19 protein-coding genes are annotated in these 18,033 nt (G+C 42.8%); 4 read left to right on the forward strand and 15 right to left on the reverse strand.

Annotation, left to right across the window (positions count from 1 at the left end; translation table 11 throughout):
- Positions 1–86 precede the first annotated feature (86 nt).
- On the forward strand, positions 87–707 hold the full coding sequence (locus tag EV695_RS18640) for an SGNH/GDSL hydrolase family protein (protein WP_131907519.1): 621 nt from the start codon (positions 87–89) through the stop codon (positions 705–707).
- A gap of 102 nt (positions 708–809) precedes the next feature.
- Positions 810–2,108, forward strand: coding sequence for a DASH family cryptochrome (locus EV695_RS18645; protein ID WP_131907520.1), 1,299 nt, complete (start codon positions 810–812; stop codon positions 2,106–2,108).
- 403 nt (positions 2,109–2,511) lie between these two features.
- Here EV695_RS18645 and EV695_RS18650 read toward each other — a convergent pair whose 3' ends face one another.
- Positions 2,512–2,997, reverse strand: coding sequence for an Rrf2 family transcriptional regulator (locus EV695_RS18650; RefSeq protein ID WP_131907521.1), 486 nt, complete (start codon positions 2,995–2,997; stop codon positions 2,512–2,514).
- Positions 2,998–3,283: 286 nt separating this feature from the next.
- Between EV695_RS18650 and EV695_RS18655 the strand changes: the two genes are divergently transcribed.
- A complete protein-coding gene (locus tag EV695_RS18655) occupies positions 3,284–4,168 on the forward strand; it encodes a DMT family transporter (RefSeq protein ID WP_131907522.1) in 885 nt (294 codons plus the stop codon).
- A 134-nt stretch (positions 4,169–4,302) separates the two neighbouring features.
- Here the strand turns inward: EV695_RS18655 and eno are convergent, their stop codons facing one another.
- Complete coding sequence (eno, locus tag EV695_RS18660) at positions 4,303–5,598, reverse strand: phosphopyruvate hydratase (RefSeq protein WP_131907523.1); 1,296 nt, start codon at positions 5,596–5,598, stop codon at positions 4,303–4,305.
- Positions 5,595–6,602, reverse strand: coding sequence for a phosphotransferase family protein (locus EV695_RS18665; protein WP_131907524.1), 1,008 nt, complete (start codon positions 6,600–6,602; stop codon positions 5,595–5,597). The genes eno and EV695_RS18665 overlap by 4 nt, the downstream gene beginning before the upstream one ends.
- A gap of 130 nt (positions 6,603–6,732) precedes the next feature.
- Here EV695_RS18665 and EV695_RS18670 point away from each other — a divergent pair, with 130 nt between their 5' ends.
- A complete protein-coding gene (locus EV695_RS18670) occupies positions 6,733–7,731 on the forward strand; it encodes a LacI family DNA-binding transcriptional regulator (RefSeq protein ID WP_279388068.1) in 999 nt (332 codons plus the stop codon).
- A gap of 227 nt (positions 7,732–7,958) precedes the next feature.
- Here EV695_RS18670 and modC read toward each other — a convergent pair whose 3' ends face one another.
- Genes modC through EV695_RS18730 form a run of 12 tightly spaced genes read right to left on the reverse strand, consistent with a single transcriptional unit; the run spans position 7,959 to position 18,011 of the window.
- Positions 7,959–9,026: a molybdenum ABC transporter ATP-binding protein gene (modC, locus tag EV695_RS18675; protein WP_131907525.1), complete on the reverse strand. Its 1,068-nt coding sequence runs from the start codon at positions 9,024–9,026 to the stop codon at positions 7,959–7,961.
- A gap of 16 nt (positions 9,027–9,042) precedes the next feature.
- Positions 9,043–9,726: a molybdate ABC transporter permease subunit gene (gene modB / locus EV695_RS18680; protein ID WP_131907526.1), complete on the reverse strand. Its 684-nt coding sequence runs from the start codon at positions 9,724–9,726 to the stop codon at positions 9,043–9,045.
- Positions 9,723–10,505, reverse strand: coding sequence for a molybdate ABC transporter substrate-binding protein (modA, locus tag EV695_RS18685; protein ID WP_243651721.1), 783 nt, complete (start codon positions 10,503–10,505; stop codon positions 9,723–9,725). The genes modB and modA overlap by 4 nt, the downstream gene beginning before the upstream one ends.
- Before the next feature lie 18 nt (positions 10,506–10,523).
- Positions 10,524–11,192 (reverse strand): hypothetical protein, encoded by a 669-nt coding sequence (locus EV695_RS18690; RefSeq protein WP_131907527.1) that lies wholly within the window; start codon positions 11,190–11,192, stop codon positions 10,524–10,526.
- A 6-nt stretch (positions 11,193–11,198) separates the two neighbouring features.
- Positions 11,199–11,621 carry a Fe-S cluster assembly sulfur transfer protein SufU gene (sufU, locus tag EV695_RS18695; RefSeq protein ID WP_165874758.1) on the reverse strand — a complete coding sequence of 141 codons (423 nt, stop codon included), beginning with the start codon at positions 11,619–11,621 and terminating at the stop codon, positions 11,199–11,201.
- Positions 11,622–11,631: 10 nt separating this feature from the next.
- Positions 11,632–12,900, reverse strand: coding sequence for an aminotransferase class V-fold PLP-dependent enzyme (locus EV695_RS18700; protein ID WP_131907529.1), 1,269 nt, complete (start codon positions 12,898–12,900; stop codon positions 11,632–11,634).
- A 3-nt stretch (positions 12,901–12,903) separates the two neighbouring features.
- On the reverse strand, positions 12,904–13,722 hold the full coding sequence (locus EV695_RS18705; RefSeq protein WP_131907530.1) for an XdhC family protein: 819 nt from the start codon (positions 13,720–13,722) through the stop codon (positions 12,904–12,906).
- 25 nt (positions 13,723–13,747) lie between these two features.
- Positions 13,748–14,383: a nucleotidyltransferase family protein gene (locus EV695_RS18710; RefSeq protein WP_131907531.1), complete on the reverse strand. Its 636-nt coding sequence runs from the start codon at positions 14,381–14,383 to the stop codon at positions 13,748–13,750.
- Positions 14,380–15,297, reverse strand: a complete 918-nt coding sequence (locus EV695_RS18715; protein ID WP_131907532.1) for an XdhC family protein — start codon at positions 15,295–15,297, stop codon at positions 14,380–14,382. The genes EV695_RS18710 and EV695_RS18715 overlap by 4 nt, the downstream gene beginning before the upstream one ends.
- Before the next feature lie 15 nt (positions 15,298–15,312).
- On the reverse strand, positions 15,313–16,500 hold the full coding sequence (locus EV695_RS18720) for a vWA domain-containing protein (protein ID WP_131907533.1): 1,188 nt from the start codon (positions 16,498–16,500) through the stop codon (positions 15,313–15,315).
- Positions 16,497–17,384 carry an AAA family ATPase gene (locus EV695_RS18725; RefSeq protein ID WP_131907534.1) on the reverse strand — a complete coding sequence of 296 codons (888 nt, stop codon included), beginning with the start codon at positions 17,382–17,384 and terminating at the stop codon, positions 16,497–16,499. Before EV695_RS18725 ends, EV695_RS18720 begins: the two co-directional genes overlap by 4 nt.
- Before the next feature lie 48 nt (positions 17,385–17,432).
- Positions 17,433–18,011 (reverse strand): SRPBCC family protein, encoded by a 579-nt coding sequence (locus tag EV695_RS18730; protein ID WP_131907535.1) that lies wholly within the window; start codon positions 18,009–18,011, stop codon positions 17,433–17,435.
- Positions 18,012–18,033: the final 22 nt, after the last annotated feature.

Genomic DNA, 18,033 nt, shown 5'->3' on the forward strand with positions numbered 1-18,033 from the left:
AAACAAACAACCACAAAACAACTAAATCCGTTTAAAATCTAATTAAAAAGCCTCCCCCTTCTTTCTAACACATTTGAGGAACAACAATGATCAGAATACTCTGTTTTGGCGATTCTAATACCTGGGGATATGATCCCGAAACGTCTCAACGGTTTGATAACAAAACGCGCTGGACGCAAGTGATGTTAAGTGAACTAGGTGCAGATTATGAAATCGTTGAAGAGGGAATGAATGGTCGCACGACCGTTTGGGATGATCCCGTCGATGGATTAATGAGTGGTCTTTCGTATTTAAAGCCATGCCTACTTTCACAAAAGCCTTTGAATATAGTGCTGCTGATGTTGGGAACAAATGATCTAAAAGATCGATTTTGTGTTTCAGCAGCGGAAATTGCCAAATCAGCGGGGCGCTTAGTACAGATGATTCAGGCAAGTGATGCTGGAATAGAGGGCAAAGCACCTGAGGTTATCTTGATGGCTCCACCACCAACTGAGAAAGGAATAGATGGACTGGGGTTGCGTCAAAATGGTTTTGAAAAATCGCGTGCTTTCGCAGCCTCTTATTCACAAATAGCAGATGAACTAGGTTGTGAGTTTTTCGATGTTGGCAGTGTTATTGAATCGAGCCCAGTCGATGGTGTTCACTTTAGTGCACAGTCACACCGTATATTAGGTCGGGAGATGGCAAAGGTATTATTAAAGCGTTAGTTAACTCATCTCTTTTCTATTTACAAAATAGCTCCCACTTTAGAAGCTCATTAGCGCTTCATACTTAAACAATCACACAAACCCTATCCGACTATTTTACTTATGAAAAATAACGTTAAAGGTCTTTTCTGGTTTAGAAATGATCTTAGATTAGAAGATAACCCTGCACTTAACTCGCTTGTTGATGCATGCGATCAGCTCATGTTTGTTTATATTCTTGACCCTGATTTACTGGAGCAAAATCACTTTGATCAAGCACGACTCGGTTCGCCACGTTGGCAGTTTATTCATGAAAGTTTGCTCGATTTAGACAAACAGTTAGAAAGGCACCAGCAAACGCTAATTATCAAAGTGGGAAAGCCTACTGAGGTATTAACAACTCTCATCAATCAGCATGATATTACAGAATTTGGGGTAACGCCTTTAACGGGTGTTTATGAAAAACGAGACATTCAATCATTAGATGAGGCTTTCAAATGTCGGTTGAATTGGCATCGTGATGAATCATTCACCTTGTTTAATCAAGCTGAGTTACCTTTTACTTTGGACGAAATGCCCGATGGTTTTACCCCCTTTCGCAAGCGTATTGAGAAAGCGATTAAGGTAGAAAAAATCACAGAGAAAACGACGTCTAAACCGAATAAATTTCCGGCTGCGATCCATGCAATTGCATCGGATACTTTACCGATTATTGATGACTTCATTCATCCTATTCCAGCGATGAAACACCAGGGTGGTGAAAAAGCTGCCACACAGCAATTAGCTTACTACTGCCAGCAAACACAACACTTGAGTCATTACAAAGAAACACGAAACGGGCTAGATGGCTGGGACTTTTCCAGTAAATTGTCAGCGTATCTCGCACAGGGGTGTTTATCACCCAGACAAGTAATGCAAACGGTTGTTGAGTATGAAAATCAATTTGGTGCTAATCAATCGACTTACTGGTTATATTTTGAATTGCTTTGGCGTGAGTTTTATCAATGGCATCAAGAAAAATACGGCGCTGGTCTTTATTTAGAAAGAGGCATTCAAGATATAGACCCCCAACTTAAGTTTGATCAAAAAGCCTTCGACCAATGGAAAGATGGTTCTACTAACAATGATTTCGTCAATGCTTTTATGCTTCAGCTCAAACATACAGGCTGGATGTCGAATCGCGGGCGTCAAATCGTTGCCAGTTATTTTATCAATCAACTGGGACTAGATTGGCGTTATGGTGCCGCATGGTTTGAGCAGCAATTAATTGATTATGATCCCGCTAATAACTGGGGCAATTGGCAATACTTGGCAGGTGTGGGGGTTGATCCTAGAGGACGACGTGCATTTAATATCGACAAACAAAGAAAGACTTACGACCCTGATAGAGATTTTATAAATCACTATATGAATGAATTTTGAACTGACTCGTGTTTTGGCCTGTCTCGTGTTTTGGTCTATCTCGTGTTTAGACCTATATAAAGTGCTTACGATTTCTTTCACTCATACTTGAATCTGGCACTGTTGTTAAACCCCATTCAGATATGCCGAGCCACGTAGAAAATTATCGATTAAGGTTTTCGTTGTTTGCGCCAAGCGAGTTCGAAAACCTTCTCAGGTCTAATAGTTAATATCATCCCAAGTTCGAACACTGTACGTCGACGTTTCCTTTCGGAAACTACGACGGACTTTAGCGAACTTACCGTTTAGTTTTTTAAACGGATAATTCGATTATTTGACGTGTCATTTCTGACTCTTAGTAAGCCTAGAAAAGCCACCTCCCCACTTATAGGCACTTTTTTAATTAACAGCCATAAGCCAACTATCACGCCGCTATCATTTTTGCACTCACGGGAAACATCGTTGAAATCCGACGTGTCGTTTCATCCAGCTGATATTGGCCTTTCACAACGATTTCATCTTTAAGAATATCCGCTAACGAAATCGAACCCAAATAGTCTGTCAACTGCGCACTAAAGCCATTCCATAGGTTATTCGCTAGAATATTTTGGCCTTGTCTGGCATTCAAATGCTTTTTAAGATTGGCATTATTCGCCGACTCTTCAATCGCGGTAATGATATCTGCAACACTGATTTGATCCGGCGCTCTGCCTAATCGATATCCGCCACCCGGGCCACGAACACCTTGCACTAGTTCTGCTCGTCTGAGTACTGAGAAGAGCTGTTCTAAATAGGATACTGAAATAGCTTGAGAATTAGAAAGCTCGACTAACGATACTGGGTTGTTGAAGTTTATTGCCAAGTTAATCATGGCTTTTACAGCGTATTGTCCTTTTGTTGATATCTTCATTTTTATATCCTCGTTTTAATTCATCTCGTCATTTTTTAACTAGGATACAAGGGTATATGTAAAATATTTGTGAAAATCATACAAAAACTCTATTAAAACTGTACAAATATAATACGACAGATTTTTGCTGTTTTTTCGATGATTTGAGTATGCGGTTAAATACATTCCCACTGTTTACTTGTTACTATGGCACCCCCCTACTTTTGAGCACTTTTTTTAGTGATTAACTACACTCGTTGAAGTAGCAGATGACACTCAGCTGCGCACACATTACATTGGTACTTTTATGCAAGCCACTATCCGAAAACCCACAAGCGCAGACCTTGGTTTATTAATTTTATTAGCCATGATGTGGGCGTCTTCATTTCTTGTTATCAAGATTGCGGTTGTTGATACGGGGCCGTTGTGGCTGGCTACCATTCGGGTTGTGGTGGCGTTTATGGTATTACTTCCCTTTGCCATGTACAAAGGCTTTATCTGGCCGAACACTCTGCGTGAATGGCGTCTGGTGCTGTTAGTAGCAGCGTTAAATGTGGTGATCCCTTTTTTCCTGATCTCCTGGGCTGAGACTAAAATTGATGCGGGCATGGCTTCGATGTTAATGGGTGTCGGGCCCTTTATGGCGTTGTTAGGTAGTCACCTTACAACGCAAGATGATCGGCTTTCCCGTAATAAGCTGATAGGCGCGATACTGGGATTTTCTGGCATTTTGGTTCTGGTGGGCTGGAGTTCTGTGAAGGGGTTGGGTGATAATTTACTGGGACAGGGTGCTGCGATTCTCGGAGCTGCCTGTTATGTGACTTCGGGCTTACTTATCCGCCGATTAAATCGTTTCCCGCCGATTCAACTTTCCGCTTTTATACTGGGTTTAGCCTCAGTCAGCTTATTGTTTGTTACCGGTTTAATGGTCGGTATGCCAGTCGTTTCTTTTGCACGAGATACGTGGATAGGTTTACTTTACCTCGGTATTTTCCCTACTGCATTAGGTTATATCTTGCGCTATCACTTGATTCAAACAATCGGGATGTCTGCTTTTGCGACCGGATTGAATTTGATTCCGGTGTTTGGTGTTGTGCTAGGCGTCATATTTTTAGGAGAACACTTATCGCTGAATGTATTGGTCTCACTGGCATTGATCGTTGCGGGTTTGTTTATTATCCGTCGAGGCTGATAGGAATATGGGTCAATAAATAGAATAGTTGTCAGAGTAAGATTAATTCTCTGATCATTATAACAATCACCCCCCTACTTTTAGGTAGTTTTTCTAGTCACTTAAAAGTAAGGGCGTGCTTGCCTTAGAATAACTTAGCTTTTACCCCACCACGTAGATTGCATTGGCCTGCCACCGACAAAGGTATCTGCACCTAATTCATCCTGAATACGTAAACATTCATTCCATTTTGCCATACGATCTGAGCGATTGAATGAACCCACTTTGAGCTGTTCAGAACCTAAACCGATGGCCAGATGGCTGATTGTAATATCTTCTGTTTCACCAGAACGCGCAGATACCACAGCTCCCCAACCTGCTTTTTGGGCAGTACGAAAAGTCTGTATCGATTCGCTGACAGTTCCTGCTTGATTAACCTTTACCAAAACCGAGTTACAAGCTTTATCTTTAACCGCTTGTTCGACCAAATCTGCATTAGTGACTAAATAGTCATCGCCTATTATTTGTACACGATCACCAAAACGACGCGTGAATTCCTGCATGGCCTCCGTATCATCTTCTCCTACCGGATCCTCAATGGATGCAATCGGGTATTTATCTATCCATCCACCGAGCATATCGACCAGCTCTTCACTATTCATTTGATGCTCATCTAGAGCAAGTCGGTAGTTATCGTTTGTGCCGAATTCCGAGGCCGCAATATCAAGTGAGATCACCACACGATCGCCTGGTTTTTCACCCGCTTTTTCAATTGCTTGCACTAAAGTTTCCAAAGCTTCCTCGTTACTATCAAACAACGGCCACCAGCCACCTTCATCCGCGATACCCGCAAGTTTGCCACGTGACTCCATGATTTCGCCTGCTGCAAAATAGACTGCGCTGGTGACTTCCATGACTTCGTCAAATGAATCCGCCCCCGGTACCATGATCATGAAGTCCTGAATATCGACTCTGCCAGAAGCATGGGCTCCACCACCAAAAATTTGAATTTCTGGCAAAGGAATCGAAGGAGTACAACCGTAGTGATCAGCAATATGACGCCACAGTGGTTTTTTCGCAGCTGCAGCTGCCGCGTGCAATACCGCGAGTGAAGTCGCCACGGTGGCATTACCGCCTAGGGTTGACTTCAATTTTGAATCATCGAGAGAAAGTATGATATTGTCTACCGCTTCCTGGTCTTCCACATTTTGACCTATTAACGCGGGCGCTATTATGCGATTAATATTATCTAGCGCTTTGGAAACATCCATACCACGCAAGTGATCGCCACCATCTCGTAAATCGATAGCTTCTCGCATTCCACGCGAAGCTCCAGCGGGTGCAATTGCTCGGCCCATTTCACCTGAATCCAGTATGATATCGACCTCAACTGTAGGATTTCCTCTTGAGTCCCAGACTCGGCGACTTTTTATGGTTTTTATAGAACTCACGTTTGTTTTTCCTCAAGTTGTTGCGCTATTGTGCTTACAAACTGTTTCAATGTTTGTACGGGTTGTTGAATCAAATCAAGGGACATCATTCTGACCTGTTTTCTATTGTGTTCTGAGAGATACTCCACTGGCGATTTACCATCGACACGTGCCAGCATCAAAGCGGGTAGTAACTGGCAGATTCTTTCTTCTAGATCTGCGCTGGTCTCCCAATGGATGGAAGGGTGATATGCAGACCAGAAATCGAGTACTGATTCCAACAATCGCGATGTGGATGTTGGAATGTGAATAGCTTTGAGTAATAAGTGATTCAAAGCGAAGGCAACATCAAATGCAGGGTCTCCCATCGTAGCGCACTCTGCATCGAGAATGATCGCCTTGCCATCGCGAAATAGAATATTTTTTGGGCTCACATCACCATGTACCAATACATTCTCAGCCTCATAGAGCTGATCTGCCAGACGTTTTAAGATCACAGAAACTTCTGGATGGCTCTCTGATGTAAAGACTAAATAAGGCTCAATACGCAATGCATAAAAATCATCACGATGATAAAACTGACTCTTATCAAAACCCTTAAGAGCTGACTCTGAATGAATGCGGCCGATCAACTCACCTACTTTGGCAGATTCATCCCAATTTGATGTTTCTTCAAGCAAGGCTGTTTTCCAAAGATAGATGTCATCCCCTGATAAAAATTCCATAGCAAAGCCATGTAAGGTTTCAGAGCGACCAAATAATTTCATTGTGGATTCAGGTGCTATCGCAGCGGCAATCTTCAACCATTCATACTCCGCTTTGTTCCTGTGAACGGGGGCATTCCAGTCTTCTTTAACCTTTAATTTTGATAACGCGAATTTAGCGCAATAGACACGACCATCCACTTCGACACGAGCTATATCTGAGGAAACGCCTCCTGTTAATGGGCTCACATCCAATGGACTATTTTCCTTAGCCAAACCCAATTCGTACATCAGTTTTTTGCAATTTGTTGATAATTCCATCTGTGGCTACTCATTATTTATCATAAATGTTCACGTGAACATATTATTAGTTTCAGCCTAAAGATGTCAAGACGAAACTCTGTTCATTGTGTTATAACTGCACCTTGACTCATCATGACAACACTATATTTTGGCAAAATCTGTAACCATAAAATCTATTGCGCAGGACCTGGGGATTTCCCATATGACGGTTTCTCGTGCTTTATCAAAGCACCCCAATGTCAGCAATAAAACCCGTGAAAAAATCATTAAAAGAGCCGAAGAACTTGGCTATGTGAAAAGTGCTGCTGCCACTGCCATGCGTGGTGATAGCACAAAAATTGTTGGCCTTTTACTGCCAAATATAGTTAATGAGTTTTACGCACTCTTCGCCAATGAAATGGCATTGACCTGTGAAGAACATTCGTATAACTTAATCATTCATCTCACCAATGACGACTCACTACTGGAACACAAAGCTATCCAACGACTGAGAGAAGTACAAGCCATGTCTGTCGTTATGGTTCCCACGCCAGAAAACTCTCATTTGAACTCCACGCATTTGCAAGATATGAAAGTGATTCAGCTAATTCGTCAACAACCGATGCAAGTCCCGTTTGCCTCAGTGGGTGTAGCCGACTCTGACGCCATTATTAAGGCTGTAGCGCATCTTGCAGAAAAAGGACATAAACGTATCGTGTATATCGGTGCTGACGAAGTACTATCCACAGGACGTTCCCGCCTCAAAGCATTTAAACAGGGATTAGCTGAAGCAGGACTGGAAATTCGACCTGAACTATATTTCACTGACACACCTTCTTTTGACATGGGTTCTCACTATGCACACAAGATATTCGAACGTGGTGATGCAGGGGCTATTATCAGTGGTGGTGTAGAAATTTCGAATGGAATTCTCAATGCTTTTATGCAGCAGCATGTACGGCTGGATATAGACTGTGATTTTATAGGATACGGCGATCCTTCTTTCTACGCTTGGGTCAATGGAGGCATTTCAACCGTACATGTTCCAGTCAAAAGACTGGCTCATAAGGTCGTAGATATATTGCACGACGAAACTAATTCCAGCCATAACGACAAGCCTTACCTATTCGATGCTCATTTTCAAAACCGTGGTCCACTAACTAAATAGTTCAAGTCCAGTTGATCATTTACTTAGTTTTACCACACTGGGTGTTTCTAAGGCTTAAATCGAGAGGACATACCGGGTATACAAAATTTTATCTCTCAATTTCTAACTAAAGTAGAAAAAGCTATATTCTAAACAATCACCCCCTTACTTTGAGGCGGTTTTTTAAGCTTAACTTATTTGTTAGCTTTATTCGATTTATTCATGATTAAGCAAAACCAGACATATATTCAAGACAGTAAAGCAACCGTTTTAACTTGTGCATAAACCTGTTTGCCAGGCTTTAAATCCATCACTGTTGCTGACTTCAAACTAAGCCTCGATAAAATGGGGACGCCGTTTGCCATTAACTTCACCATCACCTGCGAATGGTTTTCGGATATGATTTCGTCAACAATGACAGGGAATATATTCAAGATGCTGGTTTCGGTTTGATGCTTGAGCGTTAAACTTACATCACGCGCCACTATCCTTAATTTTACCGTACTCCCGATTGCCAGATTACTTTGCAATACGGATAAACGCCCCCCTGCAAAATCAAGGTAGGTTAATCCAAACGCTTCATCGTGTTCGGCAACCGTTGCCTGTATAAAAGCGGCGGCTTTATGACTTTGCGCTATCGGTAAATCAAGCCGCGAAAATAACTCGGTGACATTGCCTGAAGCGGTTACGCGACCGTCATCCAATAGCACCATGTGATCAGCCAGCCTTGCGACTTCACCCAAAGAATGACTGACGTAAATGATAGGGATATCGAGCTCATTATGCAGGGATTGAAGGTATTGCATAATTTCCTGCTTACGTTCTAGATTAAGCGATGCTAGTGGCTCATCCATCAGTAAAAGCTGGGGGCTTACTGCCAAGGCTCTGGCGATTGAGACCCGCTGGCGTTCTCCGCCTGAGAGTTGATTTGCCTTACGCTTTAATAATGCACCAATGCCGAGTAATTCTACCGCGGTCTCCAGGGATACTTTGCGGTCCGCTTTCGGAACGCGCTTCATACCATATTCAAGATTGGCTTGAACGTCGAGGTGGGCAAATAAGCTGGCTTCCTGAAACACATAAGCAAGCGGGCGTTTATGGGTTGGGACAAATTGCTGACTGTCTTGCCATACTGAATCTCCGACACGTAAGTATCCTTCCGGGCTATGTTCCAGACCGCTGATTGATCTCAACAAGGTCGTTTTACCGCAACCCGATGGACCGAAAATGACACTCACACCTTTATCGGGCAAGGTCAGGTCAACATCCAGAACGAAGTCCTTACGATCAATTCGAAAACGCGCTTCTATACTCATTTGCAGTTAACTTTCATTACGGTTGCGCGACCAGAAAACGTCGATTGAGCGCATAAACTATCATTAGCATCAGAAAAGAAGCCAGTAATAGTCCGCCTGATAGCCAATGCGCCTGGCTGTATTCGAGTACTTCGACATGATCATAAATAGCGATTGAAACAACCTGAGTCTGACCGGGAATGTTTCCACCAATCATTAAGACTACGCCAAACTCTCCTACCGTGTGGGCAAAACCGAGTACCGCCGCGGTAAGAAAGCCAGATCGTGCGAGTGGTATTTCAACCGTAAAAAAACGATCGATAGGTGATGCCCTGAGGGTAGATGCGACTTCTAATGAGCGAGTTCCGATTGAGGCAAAAGTACCTTGCAAGGGCTGCACCACAAAAGGCAGGCTGTAAATAACGGAGCCAATCACCAGACCGCTAAAGGTAAATGCTAATGGTTTCATACCCAGCCAATCCATTAACCCACCAATAGCACCATGCGGCCCTAGTGTTATGAGTAAATAAAAGCCGAGTACGGTAGGCGGTAACACTAAAGGCAGTGCCACCATCGCCTCGATTAAAAATTTAAATCGCCAGCGCGTACGTGCCAGCCACCATGCAAGCGGTGTACCTAACAGTAATAAGATGGCGGTAGTGGTGCAAGCGAGTTTAAGTGTGATTATGAGTGCGGTTAAATCAGCGTCACTCAATGTCATGGTTCGGTACCATAGCCAAAGCGGTGAATGATGGAATGCGATGATGCTGACTTCATCATGCTGATGAAATCTCGTGTCGCCTGATTATTTTTTAGGATCACAGCTTGCTGTGTAATTTGAGAATACAGTGACTGTGGGATATCCCAGTAGGTACCTGTGATGGTGTCATTCATTTGTTTTAATTGAGAGTACGCCACAAAACCTAGTTGTGCATTGGCACTTTTAACGAACTGGAAGGTTTGCCCGATGTTCTCACCGCGCACCACTTTTGTTTTTACCGCATCCCAGACACCTTTGTTTGACAATACTTCATAAGCGGCTTTGCCATAAGGGGCAAGCTTAGGATGAGCCATTGCTATACGTTTAAATCTGCCATGGCTCAATACACTTCCGTTTTGATCTATCAGGTCATCTTGTGGGCTCCATAAAACGACTTTTCCCAAAGCATAGGTGAAGCGGCTACCGGGGACGATTAAACCTTCTTTTTCTAACAATTCTGGGCGGTGACTGTCGGCAGAGAAAAATGCATCAAAAGGGGCGCCATTTTTTATTTGCGCATAATGCCTTCCTGTCGAGCCATAAATGAGCGTGACTTTGTGATTGGTTTCTTCTTCAAATTTTCTGGCAATTTCTGCGATAGGACTTTTAAAATTACTAGCTACCGCAATAAGAATTTCATCTGCTTTGGCTGATGCCGAGCTTGTTATTAATACTATCAGCACGGTGAAAAGTAAGTTTTTTATATTCAGCTGCATCATCGTTAGTTCAATCCGTCTCATTTACCTTTTAAAGTCGTTTTAAGCTATTTGTTGTTTGCCATAAGCCAACTGAAATACTTTCTTTACGTATGTTGATAAATACAAAAGCGATAGCATACCTATTATCATGCCTATAAGCATAAACGATATCATGATCGCATTACCCCAAAACAGTTCTAGCTTTTTCGTTAAGGTCATCGAGAGTATATGCGCAGATAACATTCCCAGCAGCATTCCTATATTGCAAAGTGCAAATTCAACGCATTGTTTTTGGCTAAACTTCCAGCCCTGTCGCAGTCTTAGAAATAAAAGCATTCCTGCATTTCCTCCCGCAAACATCCCTAAATACATCCAGGGTGTTGATTCAAGCATAAACCATAAAGACTCAACGCTTAGAGGTGCTTCAGGGGCAGAACGACATATCGACATTAGGCCGAATGGACCATTCAGGCCGAGATTATCAATATCGATCGCGTAGCCAATAAACATTCCCAAACCACCTGCTGCAAACATAGACATAGTCATATCCAGGTATTTTAAATGTGGTTTATAAATAAGCAATGCTGCACAAGCCAAAGCCAATGGTATTCCAAAGAAGGTATAAACAGATACGCTTGCGCTTGTATTAAGCATCAGTACTTTGCAAAACATAAAAACTTGCAATAGTACCAGCAGCATCACTATTCCTACTTTGAAGTGCTTATCCATAACTTCTCATTCCACCTGAATAATACTTTCAAGTGCATCCCATGCGAGTAACACGCAACGTCGGCGTGCAGGATATTGTCGTAAAGCATCGAGTGCAAAAAGTGTCTCTAGCGGTGCTGGCGTATCGCCTTGTTTTTCATCAAACCACTCTCGTAATTGTTCGGTAAGTTCTAGCACCTCATTTTTTGAAGCGCCTGTCACCGACTCCGTCATCATTGACGCTGACGCCATACAAACAGAACAACCTCGGCCTTGAAAGACAATTTTACCAATGTTATCACCATCAAAATCTACGCCGATTTTTATATCATCACCGCAACGAGGGTTACTACCGCGATGAACCGCCTCTGATTGACTCACGTCAGAAAAATTTCGAGGGTTTCGATAATGATCCATCAATACTTCTTTATAAACTGTATTTGTAGTCATAGGACCTCCATCAACGCGGCATGAAAATGCTTTGAGCGGTCTCGATAACTTCGAGCAAAGCATTGATTTCTTCTTCAATATTATAGGGTGCGAAACTGGCACGCACCGTTGCAACTTCACCCAGACGTCTCATCAACGGCTGACAACAATGATGCCCTGAACGGATTGCGACATTACTCTCACCCGCAATCTGGGCTATATCGTGAGGGTGAATGCCATCGAGATTGAATGAAATGATTCCTTCTCGTCGCTCAGAATCTAATGGACCGTATATTTTAATTCCATTGATATTTGATAATGCAAATAGTGCTTTTTCGGTGAGCTCAGAAACAATGGATTCTATGGTTTGTAAACCTATACTTTCTATATAATCCACGGCGCTCGCAAAACCAATTGCACCGGCAAGGTTTGGAGACCCAGCTTCAAGTTTTGATGGAAGCGAAGCCCAGCTACTTTCATAGTCACCCACTTCATCGACCATACCGCCACCTAGCAACATGGGTTCCATTGTTGCTAGTTTATCTGCCTTTCCGTAAAGCGCTCCTATGCCTGTAGGGCCGTACATTTTATGTGCGGAAAATGCGAGAAAGTCACAATCTAGTTCGACCACATCAACAGGGATATGCCCGACTGACTGAGTCGCATCGATCAGTACCGGAATACCAGCTTGAGCAGCACGTTGGGTTACTTCTTTAACTGGGTTTATCACACCGAGTACATTTGACACGTGAGACATTGCAATGAAACGAGTTTTTTCGCTGTACAACTCTGTCGCATTGTCTAAATCGAGACTGCCATCTTCTGTTAGCTCGATGAAGCACAATTCAGCCCCTGTTTCTTTACAGACTCTTTGCCAGGGTACTAAGTTGGCATGGTGTTCCATGCCTGTCACCCATACTTTATCGCCAGCATTCAAATGATGTTTTAACCACCCTTGAGCGACCATGTTTATTGATTCGGTTGCGGAAAGCGTAAAAATCAGTTGTTCTGATTGTGGCGCACCGATGAATTGCGCTACTTTCTTTCGTGATTTTTCATAAGTCGTAGTGGATTCGTCAGCCAGCGCATACAGCCCTCTATGCACAGGTGCATTGACTCGTTGATAGCAATCACTAATAGCATCGATTACCTGCTGTGGTTTTTGGCTAGTAGCGGCGTTATCCAAATAGTGAAGTTGATTATCTCCAGAGTATAAATTCAATAACGGAAAATCCTTACGAATAAGCTGGCTCTGCTTTTGAATGTTGAACGTTTGTTTGATGTAAGGATTAGTGCTCATCCTTTATCCTGCTACCGCCAGCTCTTGAGATTCCATTGCCAGTTTATCGCGCATACGCATACCCGTTCCCTGACGACGTACCATGACTAACTCAGAGATGACACATAAGGCGATTTCCTCTGGTGTTTTTGCGCCTAAATCTAATCCTGAAGGTGCCATTACGCGCCCTATATCGTGTTCAGAGAAGCCTTCCTTACGGATATAGTCCAACACTAATCGAGACCGTTTGCGACTCGCGATGAGTGCGATATATTCAGCTTGTGATTGTAATGCCCGAGTCATCGATTCGTGATCACCCTTATGCTGCGTGGCTATAACAACATAGTCATCTGGCAAAGGAGCCAATTGATCATACATAATGTCATCGGTAATTAATTGGGTTGCATCGGGGAAATGTTCTTCATCCGCGATTGGGTCATTGACGACAACATTCAGTCCTACCAAATCTCCCAGATGACATAAGCATTCGGCAACCCGACCATGACCCATAATCCATAACGTAGGCTTTAACATCACAGGTTCTACATAAACTCTCATGTGTCCGCCGCATGGCATTCCTGCACCGAGGATTTCATCATCCAGATCAATATCAATAACCGCTGTTTGACCGGTTTTTATGCTTTCTAAAGCAGCTTCACAGCTTGTGGATTCGGCACAACCTCCGCCAACCCATCCACCCACAACAACGCCTTCATGATCAATGACTGCTTTTGAACCTGTCTTGGCGGAGACTGAACCTATGGTTTCTACTACCGTGGCAACCGCATAAGGTTCACCTTTTGCTTTCATTTCTATTAATACGTCTAGTATCTCTTTTGCCATTTCGTTAATCCTCTATCGCGCGTTATTATTTATTATTAGCCTGTTTATTTTGATCGCTTTTCTGGTTCGAGTTTTGTTGAAAAGCGGCGTAATCTTCGGGGGTATCCAGATCAAAAACGACGTGATTGTTATCCATCTCAAAGGATGTCACGAGTTCTGGATTTTTTTCTATAAGCCGTCTGCAGCCAAGGTTTTTTTGACCATTTAAGATCGCTGATCTTTGCTCTTGTGCAAGAATTATCGGGTTTCCTCGTTGACCTTGATAAGTCGGTACAAGCACTGAGCCACTGCTGCGATTTTCAAATGCTTCTATAATGATGTTTATGTCTGATGATTCTAATAACGGCTGATCTGAAAGACAAATCATGACACCATCACTTTCCTGAGTTAAGGACTCTAAGCCTTTATGCACTGAACTCATTTGTCCTTTTTGATAGTCATCATTCATCACAATTTTTAGCGGCAGACCGGATATCAGTGATTTTGTCTTATCGGCTTCATGACCGACTACCACGACTACCTCCTGTAATTCAGATTCGAGTAGAATTTTTGCTGTTCGGCGTAATAGTGAGATGCCATTCGCATCCAACTCTAATTTGTTTGGTTTACCCATCCGTCGAGACTCACCTGCAGCGAGCAAAATTGCAGAAACAGATTTCATGAGACGGTATCTTTTCCCATACTTCCACAACAGCTTGGTGCTTCTTCGGCTGTTTTTTCCTCTGCTGTTGCCTTTTCCTCTACTGTTGCCTTTTCCTCTGCTGTAACCTCTGCTACTGATGAAGCACTAGCCGCAAGTCCTCGATTCGCTTTGACTAACTCTGCGACTACCGACAATGCAATTTCTTCCGGCGTTATTGCCCCTATTTCAATTCCAATCGGGGATAAGATTGCATCCACTTTGTTTTTATCATTTCCGCTTTCGATAAGGGAGACCTTTACTTTCTTTGCTTTACGTTCACTGGCAATAAACCCAATGAATTCTGAGTTGGTTGCTAGCGCCTGCTTTAAACCGTCCTCATCTCCTTTGCCTTGAGTTGCGACAACAACAAAAGGTGGATTACTATATTTCAATGCAGAAGCGTCCAATCCGTCAATTACCTCGATCGCATCGGGATAAAGTTCTTTATTCGCACCGGGAAACATCGCTGTGACTTCAAAACCTGTTCGATGTGCGAGTATTGAGAGTGCTTGCGCACTGGGTGCTGCTCCTATAATCAACAATGTTGGTTTTGGAATAACGGGGTCAATAAAAATATCCAAAGTGCCTCCACTAAGACAATTCATACCAAAACTTATAATACCGTCATCGACTAACGTGCCTTTGTCTGGACTAACTCGAATGAGTCTTCCCTGCCCGTCTTTCAATGATTTTTTTACCGTAGCAATTACGGCCGGCTGCGCACAGCCTCCACCAATCCAGCCTTGAATTTCACCACTTTCAAAAACCAAAGCTTTAGCGCCAGGTTTTGCAGAGGTAGGAGATTCACAGCGAACAACAGTCGCTAATGCAAAGGGCTGTCGTTTAATTTTAAGTTCGCTTGCTTTTAGTAATATTGAGTCTGTTTCTATCATTTTAATAACTTCATATTAAATTCTCATCAGCTCTGGTTCTAAAGCGCTTAAGCTCTCGACATTATGTGCTGAGGCGAATAAGTCTATAAAAGGTAAAGCCGCTAACATACTTCCTGTTTTTGGCTCATAACCTGGACGACCAAGTAAAGGATTCAACCAGATTACCTTTCGACATTGGCTTTTGATTGTAGCTAGCTTATTTGCAAGGAACTCTGGTTTACCTGTATCCAAACCATCACTAACGACCATCACCACAGTATGCGAGTTAAGACGATGCCTATAATTATTGAGGAAACTGTCCAGGCATTCTCCTATCCTTGTTCCGCCAGACCACCCTGCAGAAATTAATGATAGTTTCGTCTTAACCTTTGTCAGGTTAGGTTGATGTAAAGCTCCGGTGATGTGCACCATACGTGTATGAAAGGCAAAAGCATCGGCATCACGCATAGAACTTACTATGCCTCTTGCGAAACGCAAAAACACATAACTGTATAGCGACATGGAACGGCTTACATCGATAATAATAATTAATCGAGGCTGATTCTTGCGATTATTTCTAAACGCTAAATCCATTGGCATACCGCCATAACGTAAACTTTTCCGTACCGTTTTACGGATGTCTATTCTTCGTCCTTTTGCCTGAATTTTCTGTCGTCTAATAATACGTCGACGCATTTTCTTGGCTAAACGCTCGACTAAATCATCTACCTCACTCATTTGCTTAGCATCAGTAATAAACTGAAAATCAGCATTGAATAAAGACTCCTGACCGCTTGCTCCTTCTAGCGCCCCACCATCAAAGGCATCATCACCTTCTCCCTGTCCTGCTTGATCAACATCAGTGGCTTCTCCGTCATTCACCTCAGCTTCGCGGGCAACTGATTCACGTTTACCAACAGGTGCTCCTGCGACTGACTCAGTCCGGTAATTTTGCTTTGCAGATGGAAGCCAGTATGCGTCAAACAAATCATCAAAGCGTTGCCAGTCATTCTGATTACTGCAAAGTAAGCTGCGCAAACCCCAACGCAGATATTGTGGATGTGTAATGTTAAGACTATGCGCGACTTCCTGAGCATCAATAACCTCAGAAATTCCAGCCTGATATCCATTATTTCGAGCTATTTGTATAAACTCGATGAGTCTTCCCTGTAAAATTTCAGCAGTTGATGAATGCTCTATTTCACTTAAAAAGTCTCGACTCATATCACTTTTGCGACTAAACGTTCAATTTCCATAGATCCTAACGCTTCGCTGTCTTCTCTTGTTTTCAACAAACAAACCAAAGAATCTTTTATCGCTTCAATATCATCATCCAGTGAGCTGACATCTAAGCTCAATAAAGACGCGGCCCAATCCAGTGTTTCTGCAACACCGGGATTTTTTTGCAGATCTATTCGTCGTAAATTCTGCACAAAACCCACTACTTGGCGAGATAGTTGCAAACCAATATCCGGCACCCGAGTATTGACAATGCGTAACTCTCTTGCAAAATCCGGATAATCGACATAGTGATACAAACATCGTCTTCTAAGCGCATCGCTTAGCTCACGTGTTCCATTTGACGTCAAAATCACATAGGGTTTACTTGTAGCTTCAATAGTCCCTAATTCAGGAATGGAAATTTGAAAATCTGAAAGCACTTCCAGTAAATAGGCTTCAAACTCTTCATCTGCACGGTCGATTTCATCTATCAACAGCACGGGAGGTTTTTGCTGGGTAATTGCTTTTAATAATGGCCTTTCTAGCAAATATTTTTTACTGAAAATTTCCTGTTCGGTTTTATCAATCTGTTCTTCTGACTGCTCTAATAGCTTAACAGCTAACATCTGGCGCTGATAATTCCACTCATACACAGCAGTATTAACATCTAAACCTTCGTAGCATTGAAGTCGAATCAATTTGCAATCAAACACTTCTGATAAAGCTCGACTAATCTCTGTTTTACCTACACCCGCCTCTCCTTCTAAGAGGATAGGACGTTGCAGGCTTTTCATTAGTACCAGAGATGACGCCAGGCTGCGCTCACAAATGTATCCGACATCAGTTAACTGACTCTGAAATTCATTAATTTTATTTGTCTTACTCATGAATTACTTCTACCGCCAACTCAGAATAATAATTAAATCCATTTCCGCTTATTTGCCGAAAAGAGATTTTAAATAGCCAACAAAAATCGACCATGCAAATGCTAAACCATTGAGTTCTTTAGGCTGTTCCGCGACTACTTTTGCGGCTTCCTCAGCACTTTCACCTTCCCCCATAGCGACTACATTATTCGCAAAGTTCTTACCAAATTGATTGAGAATTTGATCTGCCACCTGCGTCATCATACGACCGCCGAAGTTAGCAACTTTACCTGTGACCGTAACTGTCGCCACACCAACTAATTCCGTGGCTCCACTCTCTCCTTTTCTTACCGAAGCTGTCAGGTCCATTTCTGCTGCCGATGTACCCTTTGTATCTTGCCCCTTGCCTATAAAGTGTAAGGATTTATTCTCCTCGTTTATTTCTTGTATTTCGATATCGCCTTCAAAAGACATCGTCGCTGGACCTACTTTCGCCCTTACCTTGCCCTTATAATTATTGGCATCCACTTGCTCGGTGATTTCTGCTCCCGGCATACAGCTAGCAACGCCAGGAATATCCTGTAAAAAGGTCCACGTATTTTTTTCAGAACCATCTATTTCAAAAACTTTGTCTAAGTCAACTTTCATTAATAACCTTCTCTAATCAACC

The sequence above is a fragment of the Cocleimonas flava genome (assembly GCF_004339015.1).
GTDB lineage: Bacteria > Pseudomonadota > Gammaproteobacteria > Thiotrichales > Thiotrichaceae > Cocleimonas > Cocleimonas flava.

Excerpts from the sequence above, each read along its gene's own strand:
- EV695_RS18640 (WP_131907519.1), top strand. The coding sequence starts at position 87 with ATGATCAGAATACTCTGTTTTGGCGATTCTAATACCTGGGGATATGAT.
- EV695_RS18645 (WP_131907520.1), top strand. The coding sequence starts at position 810 with ATGAAAAATAACGTTAAAGGTCTTTTCTGGTTTAGAAATGATCTTAGA.
- EV695_RS18650 (WP_131907521.1), bottom strand. The coding sequence starts at position 2,997 with ATGAAGATATCAACAAAAGGACAATACGCTGTAAAAGCCATGATTAAC.
- EV695_RS18655 (WP_131907522.1), top strand. The coding sequence starts at position 3,284 with ATGCAAGCCACTATCCGAAAACCCACAAGCGCAGACCTTGGTTTATTA.
- EV695_RS18665 (WP_131907524.1), bottom strand. The coding sequence starts at position 6,602 with ATGGAATTATCAACAAATTGCAAAAAACTGATGTACGAATTGGGTTTG.
- modC (WP_131907525.1), bottom strand. The coding sequence starts at position 9,026 with ATGAGTATAGAAGCGCGTTTTCGAATTGATCGTAAGGACTTCGTTCTG.
- modB (WP_131907526.1), bottom strand. The coding sequence starts at position 9,726 with ATGACATTGAGTGACGCTGATTTAACCGCACTCATAATCACACTTAAA.
- modA (WP_243651721.1), bottom strand. The coding sequence starts at position 10,505 with ATGAGACGGATTGAACTAACGATGATGCAGCTGAATATAAAAAACTTA.
- EV695_RS18690 (WP_131907527.1), bottom strand. The coding sequence starts at position 11,192 with ATGGATAAGCACTTCAAAGTAGGAATAGTGATGCTGCTGGTACTATTG.
- sufU (WP_165874758.1), bottom strand. The coding sequence starts at position 11,621 with ATGACTACAAATACAGTTTATAAAGAAGTATTGATGGATCATTATCGA.
- EV695_RS18700 (WP_131907529.1), bottom strand. The coding sequence starts at position 12,900 with ATGAGCACTAATCCTTACATCAAACAAACGTTCAACATTCAAAAGCAG.
- EV695_RS18705 (WP_131907530.1), bottom strand. The coding sequence starts at position 13,722 with ATGGCAAAAGAGATACTAGACGTATTAATAGAAATGAAAGCAAAAGGT.
- EV695_RS18710 (WP_131907531.1), bottom strand. The coding sequence starts at position 14,383 with ATGAAATCTGTTTCTGCAATTTTGCTCGCTGCAGGTGAGTCTCGACGG.
- EV695_RS18715 (WP_131907532.1), bottom strand. The coding sequence starts at position 15,297 with ATGATAGAAACAGACTCAATATTACTAAAAGCAAGCGAACTTAAAATT.
- EV695_RS18720 (WP_131907533.1), bottom strand. The coding sequence starts at position 16,500 with ATGAGTCGAGACTTTTTAAGTGAAATAGAGCATTCATCAACTGCTGAA.
- EV695_RS18725 (WP_131907534.1), bottom strand. The coding sequence starts at position 17,384 with ATGAGTAAGACAAATAAAATTAATGAATTTCAGAGTCAGTTAACTGAT.
- EV695_RS18730 (WP_131907535.1), bottom strand. The coding sequence starts at position 18,011 with ATGAAAGTTGACTTAGACAAAGTTTTTGAAATAGATGGTTCTGAAAAA.